13 protein-coding genes and 1 rRNA gene are annotated in these 19,336 nt (G+C 47.5%); 7 read left to right on the plus strand and 7 right to left on the minus strand.

All coding sequences use genetic code 11. The features are described from left to right. Positions 1-204: ribosomal RNA gene (locus tag LZP69_RS15665) — 16S ribosomal RNA — on the minus strand; the annotation flags it as partial. A 567-nt stretch (positions 205-771) separates the two neighbouring features. Continuing rightward, positions 772-2,199 (minus strand): cytochrome c oxidase accessory protein CcoG, encoded by a 1,428-nt coding sequence (gene ccoG / locus LZP69_RS15670; RefSeq protein WP_234201659.1) that lies wholly within the window; start codon positions 2,197-2,199, stop codon positions 772-774. Between the two features lie 90 nt (positions 2,200-2,289). On the opposite strand from ccoG, the gene LZP69_RS15675 reads away from it, so the two are divergent. The 5 genes from LZP69_RS15675 (at position 2,290) to LZP69_RS15695 (ending at position 6,060) form a co-directional block, all read left to right on the plus strand. Further along, positions 2,290-2,643, plus strand: coding sequence for a hypothetical protein (locus LZP69_RS15675; protein ID WP_234201660.1), 354 nt, complete (start codon positions 2,290-2,292; stop codon positions 2,641-2,643). A gap of 121 nt (positions 2,644-2,764) precedes the next feature. Continuing rightward, complete coding sequence (locus LZP69_RS15680; protein WP_234201661.1) at positions 2,765-3,667, plus strand: 1,4-dihydroxy-2-naphthoyl-CoA synthase; 903 nt, start codon at positions 2,765-2,767, stop codon at positions 3,665-3,667. A gap of 208 nt (positions 3,668-3,875) precedes the next feature. After that, complete coding sequence (locus tag LZP69_RS15685; RefSeq protein ID WP_234201662.1) at positions 3,876-4,067, plus strand: DUF2061 domain-containing protein; 192 nt, start codon at positions 3,876-3,878, stop codon at positions 4,065-4,067. A gap of 142 nt (positions 4,068-4,209) precedes the next feature. Beyond that, a complete protein-coding gene (locus LZP69_RS15690) occupies positions 4,210-4,749 on the plus strand; it encodes a porin family protein (RefSeq protein ID WP_234201663.1) in 540 nt (179 codons plus the stop codon). 108 nt (positions 4,750-4,857) lie between these two features. Then, positions 4,858-6,060 (plus strand): cation:proton antiporter, encoded by a 1,203-nt coding sequence (locus LZP69_RS15695; protein WP_234201664.1) that lies wholly within the window; start codon positions 4,858-4,860, stop codon positions 6,058-6,060. Here the strand turns inward: LZP69_RS15695 and LZP69_RS15700 are convergent. After that, the gene (locus LZP69_RS15700) at positions 5,981-7,450 is read right to left on the minus strand and encodes an MFS transporter (protein WP_234201665.1); all 1,470 of its coding nucleotides are present in this window, start codon (positions 7,448-7,450) and stop codon (positions 5,981-5,983) included. The genes LZP69_RS15695 and LZP69_RS15700 overlap by 80 nt on opposite strands. Before the next feature lie 59 nt (positions 7,451-7,509). Next, on the minus strand, positions 7,510-8,181 hold the full coding sequence (locus LZP69_RS15705; protein WP_234201666.1) for a TetR/AcrR family transcriptional regulator: 672 nt from the start codon (positions 8,179-8,181) through the stop codon (positions 7,510-7,512). A gap of 306 nt (positions 8,182-8,487) precedes the next feature. Here LZP69_RS15705 and LZP69_RS15710 point away from each other — a divergent pair, with 306 nt between their 5' ends. Together LZP69_RS15710 and LZP69_RS15715 are read left to right on the plus strand one after the other, a co-directional pair. Beyond that, positions 8,488-10,689: a TonB-dependent receptor gene (locus LZP69_RS15710; RefSeq protein ID WP_234201667.1), complete on the plus strand. Its 2,202-nt coding sequence runs from the start codon at positions 8,488-8,490 to the stop codon at positions 10,687-10,689. A 181-nt stretch (positions 10,690-10,870) separates the two neighbouring features. Further along, on the plus strand, positions 10,871-13,015 hold the full coding sequence (locus tag LZP69_RS15715; protein ID WP_234201668.1) for a prolyl oligopeptidase family serine peptidase: 2,145 nt from the start codon (positions 10,871-10,873) through the stop codon (positions 13,013-13,015). Between the two features lie 97 nt (positions 13,016-13,112). On the opposite strand, the gene LZP69_RS15720 is transcribed toward LZP69_RS15715, so the two are convergent. The 3 genes from LZP69_RS15720 to LZP69_RS15730 all read right to left on the minus strand — a co-directional run bounded on the left by LZP69_RS15720 (position 13,113) and on the right by LZP69_RS15730 (position 19,114). Next, entirely contained in the window at positions 13,113-14,198 is a 1,086-nt protein-coding gene (locus LZP69_RS15720; RefSeq protein ID WP_234201669.1) for an HD-GYP domain-containing protein, read from the minus strand. A gap of 73 nt (positions 14,199-14,271) precedes the next feature. Next, positions 14,272-18,396: a PAS domain S-box protein gene (locus LZP69_RS15725; RefSeq protein WP_234201670.1), complete on the minus strand. Its 4,125-nt coding sequence runs from the start codon at positions 18,394-18,396 to the stop codon at positions 14,272-14,274. Continuing rightward, positions 18,383-19,114 carry a substrate-binding periplasmic protein gene (locus tag LZP69_RS15730; protein WP_234201671.1) on the minus strand — a complete coding sequence of 244 codons (732 nt, stop codon included), beginning with the start codon at positions 19,112-19,114 and terminating at the stop codon, positions 18,383-18,385. Before LZP69_RS15730 ends, LZP69_RS15725 begins: the two co-directional genes overlap by 14 nt. Positions 19,115-19,336: the final 222 nt, after the last annotated feature.

Genomic DNA, 19,336 nt, shown 5'->3' on the forward strand with positions numbered 1-19,336 from the left:
CCTGCTTTCCCCCGTAGGGCGTATGCGGTATTAGCAGTCGTTTCCAACTGTTATCCCCCTCGACTGGGCAGTTCCCTAGGCATTACTCACCCGTCCGCCGCTCGCCGGCAAAGATAGCAAGCTATCTCCCCGCTGCCGCTCGACTTGCATGTGTTAGGCCTGCCGCCAGCGTTCAATCTGAGCCATGATCAAACTCTTCAATTAAAAGTTTTGTTGATTCCTAAGAATCGACTCAATGAATTCTGATTCATCACTTAGACTCGGAAGAATCTAAGGATGTTTGTACATAAATTGCTTTGATTTCACTTTCACGAAAGTGAAGACCAAAGTTGCTATGAACACTCTTCATTGCATTGAGATTTAAATCGTTTTCGATTTCTCAACACCTGTGAGTGTCCACACAGATTTCTTGTTTCATCTTGTTAAAGAACGTTCGCCGCATACTGGACTCCAGCGGGCTAGGGCTGCGTATTCTACACATCCCAATCAAGTCGTCAAGGGCTAATTTTAGCAAATCTTGCGACTGCGGATTTATTGAACAAATCCTCTTAGCAAGGCGCTGCAGTATCTGCTTTGCCGTGTCAGTGGGAGCGCATTATAGGGAGTGATTTTGTTTGCGCAAGGGCTATTTGAAATAAAACTACGAGTTTTTGCTTAAGCGTTTATTTATCAGGCAAGGTGCGCAAAAAAGGGGCGATTTCGCCCCTTTGGTTAGGATGATTCTGGTTCGGTTGATCATTTTGGTGCGCTAAATACTACTACGCACCGAAACTACTGACTGAAAAAACGAGACTCTTGGGTTTCCTCTATCTTTTCGCCATCCATCTCTGTGACGACTTTAAAGTTCACTTTCGTCATGGTGCGGGAAAGATTCACAGGATCGACCGCCACACTGATAGGCAGAGTTAACACTTCACCTCCATCGACTATGACAGTTTGTGGTCCGTACCATTTGTAATCAGGCAAGCCGTCAACACTTAATTGATACTCATGCTGATACTCTGTCTTATTGAGTATCTTTAGGGTAAAGGTGTTTTCGATTAATCCCTGACTATTTTCCCGGAATAGCTGATTACGATCACGAATAATATCAATACGCACAGGATCGATTGTCGCACTAGCGTAAATGAAGATGAGGGTCATTATCGCCAGCACCACACCATAACCCACCAGCTTAGGTCTGAGCACCCGCTCTTTAATCCCTTCGAGTCGATTTTCTGTGGTATAGCTGATCAAGCCTTTCTGATAGCCCATGCGCTCCATGGTATTATCGCAGGCATCAATACAGGCGCCGCAGTTGATACATTCATATTGCAGACCATTACGGATATCAATCCCGGTTGGACAAACCTGCACACACAGATCGCAATCGATACAATCCCCCAGCCCTAGCGCTTTAGGATCGGCCTTACGCGAACGTGGTCCACGGGATTCGCCGCGTGTGGCATCATAACCCACTATATAAGTGTTCTTATCGAACATGACAGATTGGAAGCGGGAGTAGGGACACATGTGGATGCACATAATTTCGCGCATCCATCCAGCATTACCATAGGTGGCTATGGTGAAGAGTGCTACCCAAAAGTAGATAACCCCTGATGCGCTGCCGCCAAATACTTCGCCATAGACGATATTGGTCGGCACAAAATAGGAAATAAAGGTCATGGCGGTCAGCAATGACACCAAGCCCCAACAAAGATGCTTTGCAGTTTTACGCCAGATTTTATTCAAGCTCCAAGGCATCTGATCCAGTTTCATGCGTTTGTTGCGCGCACCTTCAAACTTCTCCTCAAACCAGATAAAAATAAAAGTCCACACAGTCTGCGGACAGGTGTAGCCACACCAGACCCGGCCCAGATAAGTCGTCACAAAGAAGAGACCGAAGGCGGCAATGGTCAGCAGGGCGGCCAGCAAGGTTAAGTCCTGGGGCCAGATGGTTAAACCAAAGATATGAAATTTTTGCTCGGCAAGGTTAAACCATACCGCCTGTCTGTCCCCCCAAGGGACCCAAGGTAAGAGAAGAAAGAACAACATGGCTACCCAGCCCAGACGACGGCGAATCTGAGTCCAGAAGCCTTCTATGGCACGAACATAAATACGATTGCGGGGATTAAAGCGGTCAGATTTATTCACATCTGGCTGATGAATTTTAATTCGCTCGCCCTTGGAGTAATCCTTCTTTTCTGATTCTACGTTCATAATTTAACAGCCTACCGCTTTAATATTTCATGAAAACTGGCTTATTATACATTTTATATAACAAATTGTTCACCATGGTTGGGCTAAATAATGAAAGGATGGATTATTTTAGGACTGGGTATCGGCTTGATCTATTATCTGGTCACCGAGACCAATAAGCTCGATGAACCAATCGATAAGACCAGTGCGATATTAAAAAAGATCGAGCGTAAGCTGGATTCGATGACAGGTACGCGGATCATCAAGGTAGATCATCCCATTTCCCATCTGAAGAAAGAGATTGCCGATCGTCTGAGCCGCGCAGAACTCCTCGCATTGGATGGCATCTTAGAAACCAAAGAATCTGTGGCCGAATTTCGTGATGAATACTGCAGTAGTCCCCAGCGCCGCTTCACCGAACTCACCAAAGAAAACCAGACCTTTATCTGCGATAAGATTCGTTAATCCATGAAATAAGGATATGAAACCCGTGCTAAATGCACGCTTTTCATATCCCTAATTGACCTGGATTCATAATCGGCCTAGCCTTGCCTTAAGTTTGCAGCATAAACATAAGGTAACAAAGATGACTGACAAGGTTTCCGATATTTTTGAGCCCAGCCTCTGGGATAAGGTTGCAGGATTTAATTTCGAAGATATCACCTACCACAGAGCCAAAGATCAAGGCACAGTGCGTATCGCTATTAACCGCCCCGACTGCTTGAATTCATTTCGCCCCAAGACAGTAGATGAACTCTATACCGCGCTGGATCATGCCCGCCAATGGTCAGATGTGGGTTGTGTCTTGCTGACGGGTAATGGCCCATCGGCCAAGGGGCAATGGTCATTCAGCGCCGGTGGCGATCAGCGCATCCGTGGTAAAGATGGCTACAAATATGAAGGCGAAGAAACTCACACGCCGGATATCGCCCGTATGGGTCGCTTGCATATCCTGGAAGTGCAGCGCCTGATCCGTTTTATGCCCAAAGTGGTTATCGCCCTGGTGCCAGGTTGGGCGGTTGGCGGCGGCCACAGCTTACATGTGGTGTGTGATTTGACCTTAGCCTCGAAAGAACATGCTGTATTTAAACAAACCGACCCCGATGTCGGCAGCTTCGATTCGGGTTATGGCAGCGCTTATCTTGCCAAGATGATCGGCCAGAAACGCGCCCGCGAGATCTTCTTCCTCGGTTTTAACTATAGTGCCGATGAGGCCTTTGATATGGGTATGGTCAATCGCTCAATTCCCCATGCTGAACTGGAAACCGAAGCATTAAAATGGGCCAAAGAGATCAACTCTAAATCTCCGACGGCCATGCGCATGCTTAAATATGGCTTTAATCTGCCTGATGATGGCCTAGTGGGGCAGCAGCTGTTTGCCGGGGAAGCCACACGCCTAGCCTATGGTACGGACGAAGCAGTTGAGGGTAGAGATGCCTTCTTAGAAAAGCGTGATCAGGATTTCTCCAAATTCCCCTGGCACTACTGATTTTCACACTTAGCAGGACTCGCGCTGAATCGAAAGCCGGCAAGCGGGCTAGGTCAGATGACCTAGCCCGCTTTATATCCAACACAGTTAGCCTCTTTTCTCAGTAGAATATCTAATCTGTTTTATAGTTTAAGACTATCGAATAGCTTCTGTTTACCAACTTAACAATAATGATTATCATTTATTAAAAGCTAACGGGAGAGCTATCATGGCTAAAACATTGACCTTCGCAATTTTACACTTTGGTGTCGCATTCACTATCACTTATCTACTCACAGGCAGCATAGTCATCGGCGGCGCCGTGGCCTTGGTCGAGCCGGCGATCAACACTCTGGTGTTCTACTTTCACGACAAGGTTTGGCAGCGCATCGAAAGGCGAGCCAAACCTCTGCTGGCGTAATCTCTAGATTGAGCAGCTCTCTGCCAGATAAGACTTAAGGATGCTATTTGCTTCTATGTGATCCCAGCACATAGGTTAGTGGCAAAAAATTTGTTATAAGTCAGTTTGATATCAGCTTATTTACTTTCTTATAAGGATTGCCATGAAAGTTACCATTCTTGCCGTCTGCCTGCTCATCTCTCCCCTGTCACAGGCTTTAGATCGACAGCACGCCCTTTCTGCCGGCATTGGCTGGGGAACGGCTCAGCCCCAGAATGAGAAAGCCGATCCGGGCGATGTTCAAATCCATTACGATCTCGCCTATCGCTACCAATTTACCCCTGGATGGGGGGTAGAACTGGGCTATATGAGACAGGATGTGTTTCTGACAGACATCTTCTTCTCGGTCGGCAATCAACTCAAAGGTGCCGATAGTTTTCGTACTGCCGCCCTGTATGCCTTGCCCCTTTCACAAAGCAATCGTCTGGTCTTTAAACTCGGTGCCAATCTATATGATCTCAACTTCATAGATACCAATAATAAGGATCAAAAATTTAGCCAAGATGGCCTGGGACTGTTTGCCGGTTTAGGCTGGCGTTTAGCGTTTTCGACTGGCTTAGAGATGTCGATTAACTACAGTTATCAAACGATGGATCTTATCGACACTAACACTATCACGGCCAATCTCGGCTATCGCTTTTAATCAAAGATCATCGACTAACTTCAATGAATGAAAAAAGCGAAGTGCAGCCCAAAGCGAGAAAAACCTGCTAGCGTAAGAGTGTCGCCCCATAAGAGTAATGAGAGACACATGGATGAACATAGAGTCATATTGATCATCGCCATAATCATTTTGCTTTATGGCTATATATCCAAATGGTTAGCGCGCTTTAATGTCTCAGGCCCCATGGTATTTACCGGCCTGGGTCTGCTCCTGTCTCCTCTGGGCGTAGGCTTTACTCAGGCCCATATAGACACTGAGTTTGTCACGGTTTTAGTGGAAGTGGCGCTGGTATTGGTTCTGTTCAGCGATGCCGCCTTGTTGGATCTCAAACAATTAAAACAGGCCTGGCAGCTTCCGGCGCGATTACTCTTTATCGGCCTGCCCATCACTATTGCGGCGGGCGCCTTCACGGCGAAACTGTTTTTTCCGGAGTTGCCGGCGCTCTATCTGTTGATGCTGGCGCTGCTGTTAACCCCGACAGATGCGGCGCTCGGCAAGGCAGTTGTCTCTGATCCTAAGGTCCCGACCAAGATCCGCTCAACCATCAATGTCGAGAGTGGCTTAAACGATGGCATAGTCTTTCCTATCTTAATCACAGTTGTCGCCATGATATTAAGCGAACAGGGCGATGCCCAGGAGAGTCACTGGCTGACCTATGTGATCAAGCAGATCCTCTTTGGCGCCTTGATAGGCGGGCTGGTTGGATATTTGGGAACCCGCCTGCAAAGCCTCTGTGCTAAGCGGGACTTTTTAGTGGAAACCTATCTCAATTTGATCCCTATCGCGTTGGCAATACTGGCATTTTACTTAGCCGAAGCTTTCTCTGGTAATGGTTTTATCGCCGCCTTCTTTGCCGGTCTCTACGCCGGAAACACCAGCGAGGTGGCTCGCGGCCATATCGAAGATTTTGCCGAGAGTGAAGGAGAACTACTGGTGCTGATCAGTTTCTTCATCTTCGGGCTGGCTTTTGTGCCAATCACACTGCCTTTTGTGACAACAGAGGTGGTACTCTATTCTTTATTGAGCCTCACCTTGCTGCGCATGTTGCCTGTGATACTCAGCCTGCTCGGCAGCAGACTCGACCTTGCCACCTCGGTATTTATCGCCTGGTTTGGCCCAAGGGGTGTTGCCTCGATTCTCTATGTATTGATTGTCGCCCACGAGATGGGCAGCATCCACGGATTTGAAACCCTCTATGCCGTAGTAACAGTCACAGTCTTGATGAGTATTCTGGCTCACGGACTATCGGCGCAGCCGCTGGCAAACTGGTATGCCGGGCGTCATCAATAACAACAGTGGCAGCTTCTCTTCTGCTACGACGCTCCAATGCTTTGAGTAACACCAGATGCTTTTCGCGGGTTAAAGGATAATAAAAGACTAAGGGAATGGTCAGAATCAGCAATAATGCAGGGATCCAAGTAAAAGTTAACCGCAGGCACCAGGCCCCAGAAAGCGTAATTTCAACACCACTTTTAGCATCAAAACCGGACAATTGTAGTGCATTCAACGCCAAGAATGCACCAAATGCCGCAGCGATTTTATTCATCAACAACATAAACGACAGATAACTGCCGCTAAAGTTAGAACGAAATTTCCATTGGCCATAATCGGTCAAATCCCCCTGCAAACCACTCACGGCTACGGTATAAAAAGACACCATAATGGCAGGAATTCCCATAATAAACAGCATCAACAAATTATTTACTTTAAAGTGAGCCGCATCAGGCAGCGAATGGTCCACTAGGAAATCCTTTATTACCACACCGAGTACGACCACAACCAAGGAAAATGCCCAGACTCTATGTTTACCCACCACACGGCACAACCAAGCCCCTAACGGAATAGCGACTATAACCACAAACAAGCCCCACGTACTGCTATAAACGACGAGTTCTGAGGCGTGAGCATAACGAACCAAATAGAGATAATTCACGGCCCCAGTCATCCCCATTGCCAACCCAGATAAAAAATAGATCACCATAAAATAGAATACTGGTTTGGCTTGTAACACCGCAGACAAATTTTCTTTCAAACTAGTACGGCGCTCTTGCTGCAAAGGCACACCATCGGGTACTTTCCACAGCGCTAAACCCACCATGACAGGTAAGATCAAAGTGACCACCCAGGCAGTAAAGTGAACAGACTCTATTGAATATTCCACCTTTTCACTCATGCCCAAGCCCACCATAGTGATGGGAATAAGTGAGAAACTTAGGGTACCCAGAAAGCCGAAAAAACTGTCCATAGCCGCGACCCGGGTACGAGAATCATAATGATGATTCACTTCCGCTTTCCAAGCCGCATAAGGGATCTCCGCCAGGGTCCAACCCAGATACATGAGTAGATAGGAAAACAGAAAATACGCGGCACTCACTCCCACACTAGGGGTAAACAGCAACCACATGCCTAATATTGACAGCAGAGTGCCTATTACCAGCCAAGGTTTACGGGTGCCGTAAGCGTGATAATAACGATCGGAAAACATACCAACCACAGGATCGGTAAAGGCATCAAAAATCTTCGTCAGTAATAGGATGGTGCCTATGGTGGCAAGATCCAGTCCAAAGTTAACGGCATAAATACCTTGAATAATGGTACCGCTGGGACCTCGCAGCAGATCTTGGCCAAAGTTAGGCAGGGAGATAAATAGTGCTCGGGTCTTACTTATAATGGCTTGCACGTATTAACAACTCAAATAAGCTGAACCAAAGATAGGTTTTCCAACCCACCAACAAAGGGCTAACTCAATTCACCCAATAACCCATCGAGCAAGAGCGCTAATGAGGCTTCAAAATAATCATTACCCGTTTTAGGGAAACACTCATCCATCACGGCTGCGTTCAAGGCAGGATAATTTTTCATACTCTCAGGCTTACGTAGCGAATGATAATCCTTACTCCAGTTACCCACCTTAGTCATACTGCGCGACACACTTAACACCCAGTTGAGTAAAGTGGCATAAACCATCAGCGCCCTCAGAGGTGGAATCCCATGATCGGACAAGACTTGGATAGAAGGTGCTATCTGTTCAATGTAAAGCGAGTCATTATTAGCTGACGCAGACTGGATCTTAGTACGATTCTCTATAAACGGACCATACCAGATCATCAAGTCCCGCCAGCCACGCAGTTCATTATGTAACTGCTCACGAATCGACAAGGGGCTGTCATTACTCATCCTAGGTATTGCCGAAAATGCCTGAGACAACACTTGCTTCATCAGGTCTTCACGACTATCAAAATAGTTATAAATCGTCTTGTGGGGTACACCGAGACGCATACCAAGCTCCCGCATACTAAATTCTGCCTCAGGATCGGTAATAATGGCTTGCGCCGCATCAATAATCTGCTCCTTACTGAGCAGCTTATGTCTTCCGCGACGTTTTTTTTCATTTTCAGAACTAGATTGCATGGCTGTTTGTAATATCCCTAAGCTATTCCCTAAGACCCCAAGCCCAAACCTGGACACCAAGCTTTACGCCAAGGTTAAGTAAGAATAATTTTTCCTTATTTTACAACATCTTATTTTGATTAAAAAATGTTGACACATAAAGCAACAAAAATAGTTGCGGCCAAAAAGTACCCATGGTACGTTAATTAAATTGAAAGAAGATGTATTAAAAAGTAACAAGATTAACAAACTGTTAAACTACAATATTTCTGCTTTCAAAGACAGTACTTAATAACAATAATTAACATGTCTTGAAGGAGGCATTCCATGAGTCGTATTAACAGGGAATCACGTTGCATAAACCATGCTCTACGTCTGACCCCCATCGCCGCTGGTCTAATGGCTGCGCTTTCATTTTCTCATATCGCGAATGCCGCGGAAGAAGTACAAGCCGCCGAACAAGACAAGCAAGCGCAGACAGAAAAAAAAGCCAAAGATAATCAAAATATTGAAAAAATCATCGTGACCGCCCGTAAGCGAGACGAACGTCAGATAGACGTGCCTATTGCGATGAGCAGTTTTACTGGTCAGGAATTGCAAGACAAAGGTATGAGCAACATTGTTGACGCCCTGAAGGCCACCCCGGGTGTTTCTTCCGAAGCGGCAGGCTCTGGTGTTACTACTGTACAGATCCGTGGAGTCAGCTCCTCGTTAGGTGGCAACGTTAACGGTTATTACCTCGATGAAGCCCCCTTCACTGGTGTGACAGTTCCCCTCTACCCAGATGCCCGTTCATGGGATCTGGAACGAGTTGAGATTCTAAAGGGCCCACAGGGCACATTGTTTGGCGAAGGTTCCATGGGCGGTACGGTTCGTATCATCACCAGCAAACCCGATCTCAGTGAATTTGGTCTGAAACTACAAGCCACTGGCAGTACCACAAAAGATGGCAGCAAAGGTTCAGGCCTCAAGGGCATGATCAACATTCCTATCATCAGCGATACTCTTGCACTGCGTGCTTCTGTCACCGATGAGCGCCTGCCAGGCTGGATTGACGATACCGCCTCTGGCGAAGAAGATATTAACGATACTCGGGTTAAGACTTACCGCGCCAAACTGCGTTTTGCACCGACCGATCAGCTGACGATGGATGTCGGTTACTGGAAGTCAGAGAACTTCTCCGAATCCGATGCAAGCTCATTTAAAGATCGCACTATCGCCAGCGGCACACCATCACCACTGGACAACCAATGGGATAACACTACGTTTGTCGGCAGCTATGAATTAGCTAACAGTGAAATTGTCTATTCTTACTCAGATCTCAACTTCGACATTGCTATTAACAGTTATTCACAGGGTCCCTTCGCACCACTCCCTGGAGCAACAATAACCTCAGATATCAAAGCCGGTATCGAAATTGGGGTGCGCACCCATGAGCTTCGCTGGGGCTCTACCGGCAGTAATCTGTTAGATTGGACCGTGGGCTACTACAACCGCAGCGCCGAGCGCAATCAACCTCTAGATGCGTTAATCGAAGTAACCCATCCAACGCTGGGCACCATAGCCTCTCAGGCGGTGAACTCCGATGACACCAACAAGAGCGATGCCTGGGCACTGTTCGGTGAGACCACACTGAACTTCAACGAGCAGTGGGCACTCACCACTGGACTGCGTTATTTCAGCGAAAATGTCGATGCAAACAGTATTGACCATATTTCAGGCACAACCAATGAACTAGATGATACCTTCACCAGCTGGAACCCAAGAGTGAGTCTCTCCTTCAAACCGGTAGAAGACGCCACTATCTATGCTAGCGTGGCAAAGGGTTTCCGTTCTGGCCAGCTTCAAACCGAAGCCGCCAAACTGATCGCCGCCAGCCTGACCCCTCCATACCCACTGCCAGATCAAGTGAAATCTGACTCTATCTGGACCTATGAGCTGGGGATGAAGTCAATATTTGCCGATGGATTAGTCACGTTCGAGGGTTCTGTGTACTACAGCGACTGGGAAAACAACGTAGTACGCATACCTTTAGTGACTGGGTTCAACGGTATGGACAACGCGAGCAGTGCAACCAAGGGGATCGAGCTCGGCCTTCAGTATCGTCCAATCTCTGACCTGGTACTGCATCTCAGCGGCAGCGTCGCAGATGCGACCTATACCGAAACCGTTGACCTTACGGGTATTGTAGATGGTACGCCTGTGTATGATGTGCCTAAAACCACGGTTAACGCTTCGGCCACCTATACTTGGGATCTATTCAGCGACCTGACAGGTATGGCCTATTTAGCCGGCACTTACACCTCGGCGCGTGAAACCAATGCCTTGGGCACCAATCCAGCACCTGGTGATGCAACTACCAATGTTACGACTCGTATCGGAATGGAGTCACCACAGGGCTGGGGCATCTTCCTCACAGGAACCAACCTGACCGATGAAGATGGCTTCCTATCTCCAGCGAATAGTTCTGGCGTATCAACAATGTTACAACCCCGCACCTTTGGTATTGAGTTGAACTATTCTCTCTAAATACTTTGCGGAAACATAAGGGGGCCTAGGCCCCCTTATCGCACTCTATACAATCTGAAGTATTATGCATTATAAGAAATAACCAGTTGTATTTAATGTATTTTTGATAAAGTGAGCCTGGTGAACTTTTCACAGACGATACCATAAACTGTCAAACAGGCTTATCAATGGAGATAAAATTATGATGACCAAAAAGGCATTTCGCCTTTCTAGTCTGCTGCTGTCAATGACAGTCTGTGCTGGACTGCAGGCACAGCCACAGACTAAAGACGACCTTCAGTGGCTTGAAGCCCCTCACGGTGAACAAGCGTTAGATTGGGCTCGTAGCCAGACTAAAGAGACCCTGACTCGGATGGAAAGGTTTGCCTCACATGCCCAGGTCGCTGACGAGCTCAAAATTGCTTTAAGCTCAAACAAGACGGCGCCAACACAGGTACTGCTCGGCTCCCGCGCGCTGCGTTTTGTCAAAGATACATCCAACCCTCACGGCTTACTGCAACAGGCCAAGCGTAACACCCAGGGAGTGCCCGGCGAATGGCACACAGTACTGGATATGGCCGAGCTGCGTAAACAAGAAGACGTACCCTATGAGTTTAGGGCCTATGGGTTAGCCGATGCCTGCCTAGCGCCCGATTACACTCACTGTCTGTTCCAACTCTCTCCCGGCGGCGGTGATGAGACTGTGGTACGTGAATTCGACCTGGATAAGGAAGCCTTTGTCAAAGATGGTTTCAATGTCGATCGCGCCAGAACGCTACTCAATTGGATAGACAAAGATAAGGTCATCATAGGAACGACACTCAATAATGCTGCCAAGACAGCCCCAGGTTGGCCCGCCGATATTAAAATTTGGCATCGAGGTCAGGAGTTAAAAGAAGCCAAATCGGTATTCCAGGGCAAACCGACCGATGCGCTGGTCTTGCTACAGACAACCGGTGACAGCAAAACCGGTAAAACCGCCATTCTCACTCGCTGGCTGAACTACTCTCAGCTCGAAATTAACCTGATGGATCCCCAAGGCAATGTTCGATCGACCGAAATTCCACAGAAGACCAAACGAGGCATACTCGCATCCGTGGGTGAGCAGCTGATATTCCAGCTGCCAGCCGATACCGAAATCCAAGGCAAGCTATATAGTGCAGAATCCATTCTCGCCTACGACAGCAACCCAGAAACACCGGCAGAAAAGCGTTTTTCAATAGTTTACCAGCCTGCGGCAGGGGAATTTATCGACAGCGCGGGTGGTTTTGCCTCTGGTAAATCTCAAATTTCCTTTGTGGTCAATAAAGATCTGCTACAACGAATTGTCAGTGTCGACTATGCCGATGGGAAGTGGCAAGCCAGCACTATACTCTCTGCGGATGCGGGGCAGATTGTGCAAGTCAGCAACACGACCGCAGATTCCAATGAGTTAACCGCCTCAATTACTGGATTTATCACGCCTAAGAGTCAGTATCTAATCCCGGAAGGCAAGAAGCCTATTCTGCTGGCGCAAGATCCAGAAATTATTGATGCTAAGAAGTTTATTACCGAAATCGGCCATGCCAAGTCCAAAGATGGCACTATGGTCGATTACTATATTCTTAAGCCTCGCCAATCTAAGTGGAAAGGGCCACAGCCGGTACTGATGACAGGCTATGGTGGTTTTAGTGTCTCTATGCAGCCGGGTTATTTCGATGCCCGTGTCGGCGGCGCTTCGATGAAGTTGTGGCTGGATAGAGAGGGCACCCTGATCATTCCCGCTATCCGTGGCGGTGGTGAACGCGGCGAGGCCTGGCATCAGGCAGCGGTACGGGAAAACAAGCAGAAGTCCTATGATGACTTTGCTGCAGTCGTCGAGCACCTGATTAACACTGGCTACACTAAGGCCAAGCATGTCGGTATTTTCGGTACCTCCAACGGCGGTCTGCTAACGGCTGTGATGGGTACCCAGCGTCCGGATCTCTTCGGTGCGGTACTGACAGATGCGCCGTTGACCGATCTGTTCCGCATGAAGTACATGGGCATGGGCGCCGCCTGGCTAAATGAGTTTGGCGACGCCGAAGATCCTAAGATGACCAAAATCATCGGGGCTTACTCGCCCTACCAAAATGTGCGTAAAGGCGTCGATTATCCCCCCTTTATGGTCACTATCTCCACCGAAGACAACCGTGTTGGACCAGGTCATGCGCGTAAGCTTGCCCACCGTCTGATGGATGTCGGTGCGACCACTTACTTCTATGAAGCTGAAGAAGGTGGCCACAGCGTCAGCGATCCGCTGCGTAACCCCACTCTGATGGAGCTCAGAATGAGCTTCTTTATCGATAACCTGATGGGTAAGAAATAACAATAACCCAAAATAGACAAGTGCATCAATCCCGCTTGTCACTGCTTTCTCTCCATTGGGCGCTGTCAATGACTCGCCCTTTTTTCTTTGGTAACTATCAGCAAATCAGCTCTGGGATCCGCTCCTTATCGGATTGGCATACCGCCCCTTGTCCAACTTCAGAATACTGTATATAAACGTCTAGGAGCTGCGGCAACACCTCCAAAAAAATATAAACTAATTCTGGATCGAAGTGGCTGCCACTCCCCGCCTTTATATATTCAACCGCCTCTTCCACTGGCCAAGCTTTTTTATAAGGACGCTCATTCGTCAGGGCATCGAACACATCCGCCAAGGCAACGATGCGCCCTTCGAGGGGAATATTTGTTCCTTTGAGGCGTTTGGGATAACCCGTGCCATCCCAACGTTCATGGTGTGTCATTGAGATGGACCTTGCGAGATCGAGCAGCGCCGAATAGGTGTCACCTATGATAGTGGCACCTATCTGAGGATGCTGTCTCATGATCTCCCATTCGGCCTCATTCAACGGACCAGTCTTTAGCATAATAGAGTCGGGGATCCCTATCTTGCCTATATCATGCATAGGGGCGGCGCTTTTAAGCAGTTGACACCAGTCCTCCCGCTGATTTGCCGCGCGAGCAATGATGGCGGTGTAGTGACTCATGCGAATAACGTGTAACCCTGTTTCGTTATCTTTAAACTCGGCCGCGCGTCCCAGACAATGGATCACCAGCTCTCTGGATTCGGCCAGCTCTTGGGTTCGTTGAGCTACTTTGGTTTCCAGCGCACGATTCTGATCATACAAAGCAAGATGAGTTGTGACTCTGGAAACCACCTTAGGCGCACTAATGGGCTTAGTAATGTAATCCACAGCGCCCAGCTCAAAGCCCAGCTTTTCATCTTCTATCTCGGTTTTAGCGGAGATAAAAATCACAGGAATAGCGGCGGTTTTAGGGTTCGCTTTCAACTGCTTAATGACTTGATATCCGTCTATGTCCGGCATCATGATATCCAGCAGGATCAAATCCGGCTGGGGATGAGCCACAGCTATCTCAAGCGCCCTGATACCATTATTTGCAGCACGAACTTTAAACTCAGGCCTCAGAATCTGCGCAATGATGTCGATATTGTCGGGAGTATCATCTACAACCAAGATAATCTGCTTATTATCCTTACTACTCATACCCTTCCTCCTTCTGACACGGCACTGTTAACCTATTGGTATTCATGCAGGATCAGAAGTGTGTTGTCTTAATTTAGGGGTTCAGATCTGCGCTTACGCTTGCCTGTTCCTGAATCGTTTGCTCTATTGTCGTTAATGCATCCAATGCCGCGCTAAAATCATAATGATTAATGGCATCGTAAAGTGGTTTCAACGCCGCCTCCAAAGCTGTCCCTTTGAGCAATTGCCTCACATGTTCAATCAGATCTGAGGCCTCGGTATCGTCATCCTTAAGTAGGGGGCGTAGCTGGCTCAATTGCTCAAAGATGAGATCAAAGTTCAACTCGGTTTCTTGCTTTTCATTGCCCTTATCGCCAAGATCATCGAGTAACTTCAGGTTATCGAACAGCTCAGCCATGGCCGAGTTAAGCTGGGTTAACAAGGGGTCAAGCCCCTCCGGGACATCATTTTTATCCTGACCGGCCACCTTGCACAGAGTCTCGATCTCTTCGGCAATATCGCCAACCTGCATAGCACCTACCGTCTTGGCTGTTCCTTTGAGTGTGTGGACCCAACGCACAGCGTTTTCACTGGATGGGGCCTGACGCAGTACTGCGAATTGTTGCGGTAAATCTTCGCGGTAACTCTCCATGAAGCGGCGCAGCAACTTAATGTGAAGCGCTGAGTTGCCTTGAGTGTTTGTCAACCCAATTCCTGTATCCAATCCTGTGAGTTCAAGCAGAGCGCTAATGCTATCCTCTGATGCGGCAGAGGGAACATAAGGGGAGCTTTTGGGATTTGCAGGTGCAATCCATTTAGCCAAAGTGCTAAACATAGTCTCTATGTTGATGGGTTTGATAATACGATCATTCATGCCTGCGGCGATCACATCATCATAATCACTCTCCATGGCACTGGCCGTCATGGCAATAATGGGAAGATGCCGCCATTGTGGCTGCTCACGGATGCGCCGAGTTGCGGTATAACCGTCCATCACGGGCATGTGGCAATCCATGAGTATGCCGTCTATCTGGCCAAGCTCTGCGCCCTCAAGCAGTTCGAGCGCTTCACCACCATGCTGAGCGAGAACGACCTCAATGCCATTACTCTGCAGCAGATCGATTGCGAGCTCCTGATTAAGTGCATTATCTTCCACCAGCAGGAGACGAGCTCCCTGAAGTAATGCTTTGGCGTGATCAATTTGTAGATCCAGATTACGTCGGTTATCGAGCAGACCAGCAGCATTAACATCGGTTTGTTTCTTCAGGCTTACCCTGAAATAGAAATTGCTTCCTTTATTGGGCTGGCTCTCAACCTGGATCTCTCCCTTCATCATGCTTACTAGGTTTTGCGAAATGGCTAGGCCTAAGCCGGTTCCCCCATAACGACGGGTCGTTGAGCTGTCGGCCTGGCTAAAGGATTTAAACAACTTCTTTTGTTGTGACTCGCTGATACCAATGCCTGTGTCACGCACACAGAACTCCAATTCTGCCAGTTCCCGACTCTGGGATAACAACCGAACAGCCACCAGAACTGAGCCGCCCTTATCGGTGAATTTAACCGCGTTATTGGCCAAATTAAGCAACACCTGACCAAGACGTAACGGGTCCCCCATCAGGGCTAGGGGCAAGTCATCATCATATTCGAATCTTAAGTCGACCCCTTTTTCCCTGGCCTTGTTACAGATAATATTGGCTAAATTTTGAGTCACATCACAGAGGTTAAAGGGGATAAACTCAAGTTCCATACGCCCCGCTTCTATCTTGGAAAAATCGAGGATGTCGTTAAGAATGCCCAGCAACCCCTCAGCAGCGAAATGCACCTTTTCAACGTAATTACGCTGCTTATCATCGAGTTGTGTCTGTAACGCCAGATAAGACATGCCTATGATGGCATTCATCGGAGTGCGAATTTCATGGGACATGGAGGCCAAGAAATTGGATTTGGCCAATGTCGCCGATTCAGCCGCATCCTTGGCTTGACGAAGATCCATCTCCATCTTCTTACGGTTGGTAATGTCTGTGCCAATTACGACTAGGCCATAACAGTTGTCTTGTGCATCCCGAAGCGGAATCTTAGTAATATCCACATCGTGCCATTGCCCATTCGGGTCAGGTACTCGAACCTCATGGAAAAGGACCTCTCCCGTCGCAATCGCCTCTTTATCCTGCACCTCAAATAACTCAGCGATTGTGGGATCCATAAATTCTGCATTGGTTTGTCCTAAAACCTGCTCGGCACTATAACCGGTTTGTAATTCATAGTATTTGTTGACGACCAAATGACGACCCTCTTTATCCTTTAACAAGATCAGGATAGGGACGTTATCTATGATGGCCCTTAACTGCTGCTGATTGCGACGTAGGGCTTCTTTAGCCTCTTTTTGCAGAGTGATGTCGTGAAAAGCGGCGATAAAATGCTTAGGCTTATCGGACACATCCCTGGCCAGGGTGATATCCAATTGAATCCAAACTATGCTGCCATCTTTGCAAATGTAGCGTATTTGCAGATTATAGGAGCTAACTTTCCCCCGAATTAGATTGTTTGCATTAACTAAACTCACATTGAGATCGTCTGGATGAGTAAGTTGCATTAACGTTTTACTCAGCAACTCCTCTTCACTGTAACCCAGCACATTAATCAACCAAGGGTTGACCTTAAGAAAACGAAAATCTAAGTCTATGTTGGCCAGCCCAACTACAGAGTTATTAAAGGTGTTGCGGAACAAGGCTTCGCTCTCTCGCATCACGGCCTCCGCATTTTTACGCTCGGTCAAGTCATACCAACTTACCAACACCATGTCCTTGCCATCTAACACGATATGATCGAGCACGACCTCAACTGCTATGGAGGTGGCATCTTGTTTTAGGTGTATCCATTCAAATCGTTGCCGCCCAGTGTTCATAACCCGTTTGATATAATAACTTGCCAACTCAGCCGAGTTTTCACCATTGAGTTGGGTCGCGGGGGAAATGTCCAGAGCTGATTGCCCAATTAACAGAGAAACATCGTCCATTCCCAACATATCCAGTAGCGCTTGGTTGCAATCAACAAACACCCCAGACTCCTGAATACTGTAAGGGATTGAAGATTTAGCAAATAATGTCTGGAATCTATGGGAACTCTCAGCCTCTTCTTTTTCTGCTTGCTCTTTTTGCGCTTTCAACTGACGAGAGGCTGTAATATCTTCCTGTATCCCTAAAAAATGGGTGATGTTGCCGGCTGAATCGGTAATGGGAGAGATAGTAAGCAGATCCCACACACGTTGACCAGCTTTAGTCTGGTTTTCGACCTCGCCTCGCCATGAGGCCCCCGAGAGAATAGTCTTCCACAGTTGTTGGTGTGTTTGTGGTGGAGTATCATCGGAACTGATAATACTGAGTTTTTTACCAACAACCTCTTCTAATGTATAACCTTTGGCCTCGCTGAATTTCGCATTAACATACTCTATCTTGCCCTTGAGATCTGTGATGACGAGTGCGGCCGGATTCTGTTCAACCACTTTTGAAAGTTTACTCAGCTCTCGTTCACGCAGATTCAAAGTCTCGGTATAGTGATACACTTTATCCAATAGCGGCCGCACCATATGGCTGATTAACAGCATGCCTATGCCAATAAATATAATCACCAGGCCAATAGAACTGAAACCTACGTCGATAAAGGGCTTTCTCAGCTCGGCAACATCTATTTTTGCCATCAGCACCATATCAAGAAACGGCAGATACTGATAAGCGGCCATCACCTGAGCGCCAGCATAATCTGGCCCCTGGTATATACCTGTGCCCCCCTCTAGCGCCAGCCTTATGGGCGTCGCTACCAATGAATCAAGAGGTTCTGGTTGAGGTTTCTTATTTCCCAGTTTGCGCGCCGGGATCAGAAACACTATCTGGTTGTTATCACGCCTGGCTAATAACAATTCACCCGTACGCCCTAGGCCATGAGAATCGGACAAACTCTCAGTGACCTGACCCAAAGTGGCAGCACTGGCTGCTCCCGTTCGCCAAGAATCATTGAAAAAAGCATCGTGCTTGGCGACTGACTCCATCAGGCTTGCTTGCATGGTAACCGTGTAACTAAGATTTTCACGCCAATCATCGAGTTTGGTTTGATAGAGCATGCCGAATCCCATCACCATGACACCTAAGGTACAGACGGTCAGAATAAGCAGGGTACGTAATTGAATGTGGTACTTGCTCTTGACTAAATCAATCACGTTCACCACCAAGCTCTTTGTTATCTGATGCTTGCTTAATAGTCAGTCGTTGAATGGTGCCATCGAGCAGCATAGCTTTTAATATCGCGCTAATCTGAGGCACAAGCTCCCGATGACGCCTGTGCAGGTAGTGATACAAGAGGGCGTTATCCAGCACCACGCCCAGATCTTTAATTTGATTTTTACCATAATGACTTATCGCATCCTTCCCATTTTGTTTTGGCATTACAGCCACATCGATGCTCCCCGCCAACAGCGAAGCCACCAATTCGGCATAATTATCCAATCGGGTGATCTCGAATAGCTCACTATTGCGTTCGGCAATCAACATACCTTTTATAATGCCAACCTTATAGGGAGAGAGACTGTACCAGCCGTCGATATCCAAATCTTGGCGAGTACTAAAGACTCCCAACTCTAGGTAATTGATGGGGATGGGCACCTGAATAAGGTTAGGATAGAAAACATCGATACCGTCAATACGCGCAAGCACCCCATCCAAATCGCCAGCATTGGCACTCTCTGCCCCCTGTTTTGCATTCATAGGTTTAAAGAGAACGGAAATATCAATTTGCTGATAAGCTTGCTGCAAAACTACTGCGGCCAACTCGGCACGCTCGGAACCTTGCACGCCGCTAAAGGATAATGTTTCCTGAGAAAAACACTCATGACTGGTACTCAACAAAAACAAGCCTATCAGCCCACTATATATTCGCCGTTCCATATAATACATCCCCCTACAATTACGGCAGATTTTATAGCAAAAACAGATTAACCACGCCTTAACCAATAATTATTTAAGATTCTATTTTTTATTAAGTTTTTACTTATTTGTGTGTGACAAAAAACACACAATATCTGCCGATTGGGAACAAAAAAACTGACTAGTATTCTGGATATAAAAAGGCTAAGCGCCGCCTACAAGTAAAGCTTCAACATACCGACG

It is taken from the genome of Shewanella sp. AS1 (assembly GCF_021412565.1).
In the GTDB taxonomy this organism is placed as follows: Bacteria; Pseudomonadota; Gammaproteobacteria; order Enterobacterales; family Shewanellaceae; genus Shewanella.

Coding starts and splice junctions, on each gene's coding strand:
- LZP69_RS15720 (WP_234201669.1), bottom strand. CDS start 14,198: ATGAGTAGTAAGGATAATAAGCAGATTATCTTGGTTGTAGATGATACT.
- LZP69_RS15710 (WP_234201667.1), top strand. CDS start 8,488: ATGAGTCGTATTAACAGGGAATCACGTTGCATAAACCATGCTCTACGT.
- LZP69_RS15675 (WP_234201660.1), top strand. CDS start 2,290: ATGAAAGGATGGATTATTTTAGGACTGGGTATCGGCTTGATCTATTAT.
- LZP69_RS15680 (WP_234201661.1), top strand. CDS start 2,765: ATGACTGACAAGGTTTCCGATATTTTTGAGCCCAGCCTCTGGGATAAG.
- LZP69_RS15715 (WP_234201668.1), top strand. CDS start 10,871: ATGATGACCAAAAAGGCATTTCGCCTTTCTAGTCTGCTGCTGTCAATG.
- LZP69_RS15730 (WP_234201671.1), bottom strand. CDS start 19,114: ATGGAACGGCGAATATATAGTGGGCTGATAGGCTTGTTTTTGTTGAGT.
- LZP69_RS15685 (WP_234201662.1), top strand. CDS start 3,876: ATGGCTAAAACATTGACCTTCGCAATTTTACACTTTGGTGTCGCATTC.
- LZP69_RS15705 (WP_234201666.1), bottom strand. CDS start 8,181: ATGCAATCTAGTTCTGAAAATGAAAAAAAACGTCGCGGAAGACATAAG.
- LZP69_RS15695 (WP_234201664.1), top strand. CDS start 4,858: ATGGATGAACATAGAGTCATATTGATCATCGCCATAATCATTTTGCTT.
- LZP69_RS15690 (WP_234201663.1), top strand. CDS start 4,210: ATGAAAGTTACCATTCTTGCCGTCTGCCTGCTCATCTCTCCCCTGTCA.
- ccoG (WP_234201659.1), bottom strand. CDS start 2,199: ATGAACGTAGAATCAGAAAAGAAGGATTACTCCAAGGGCGAGCGAATT.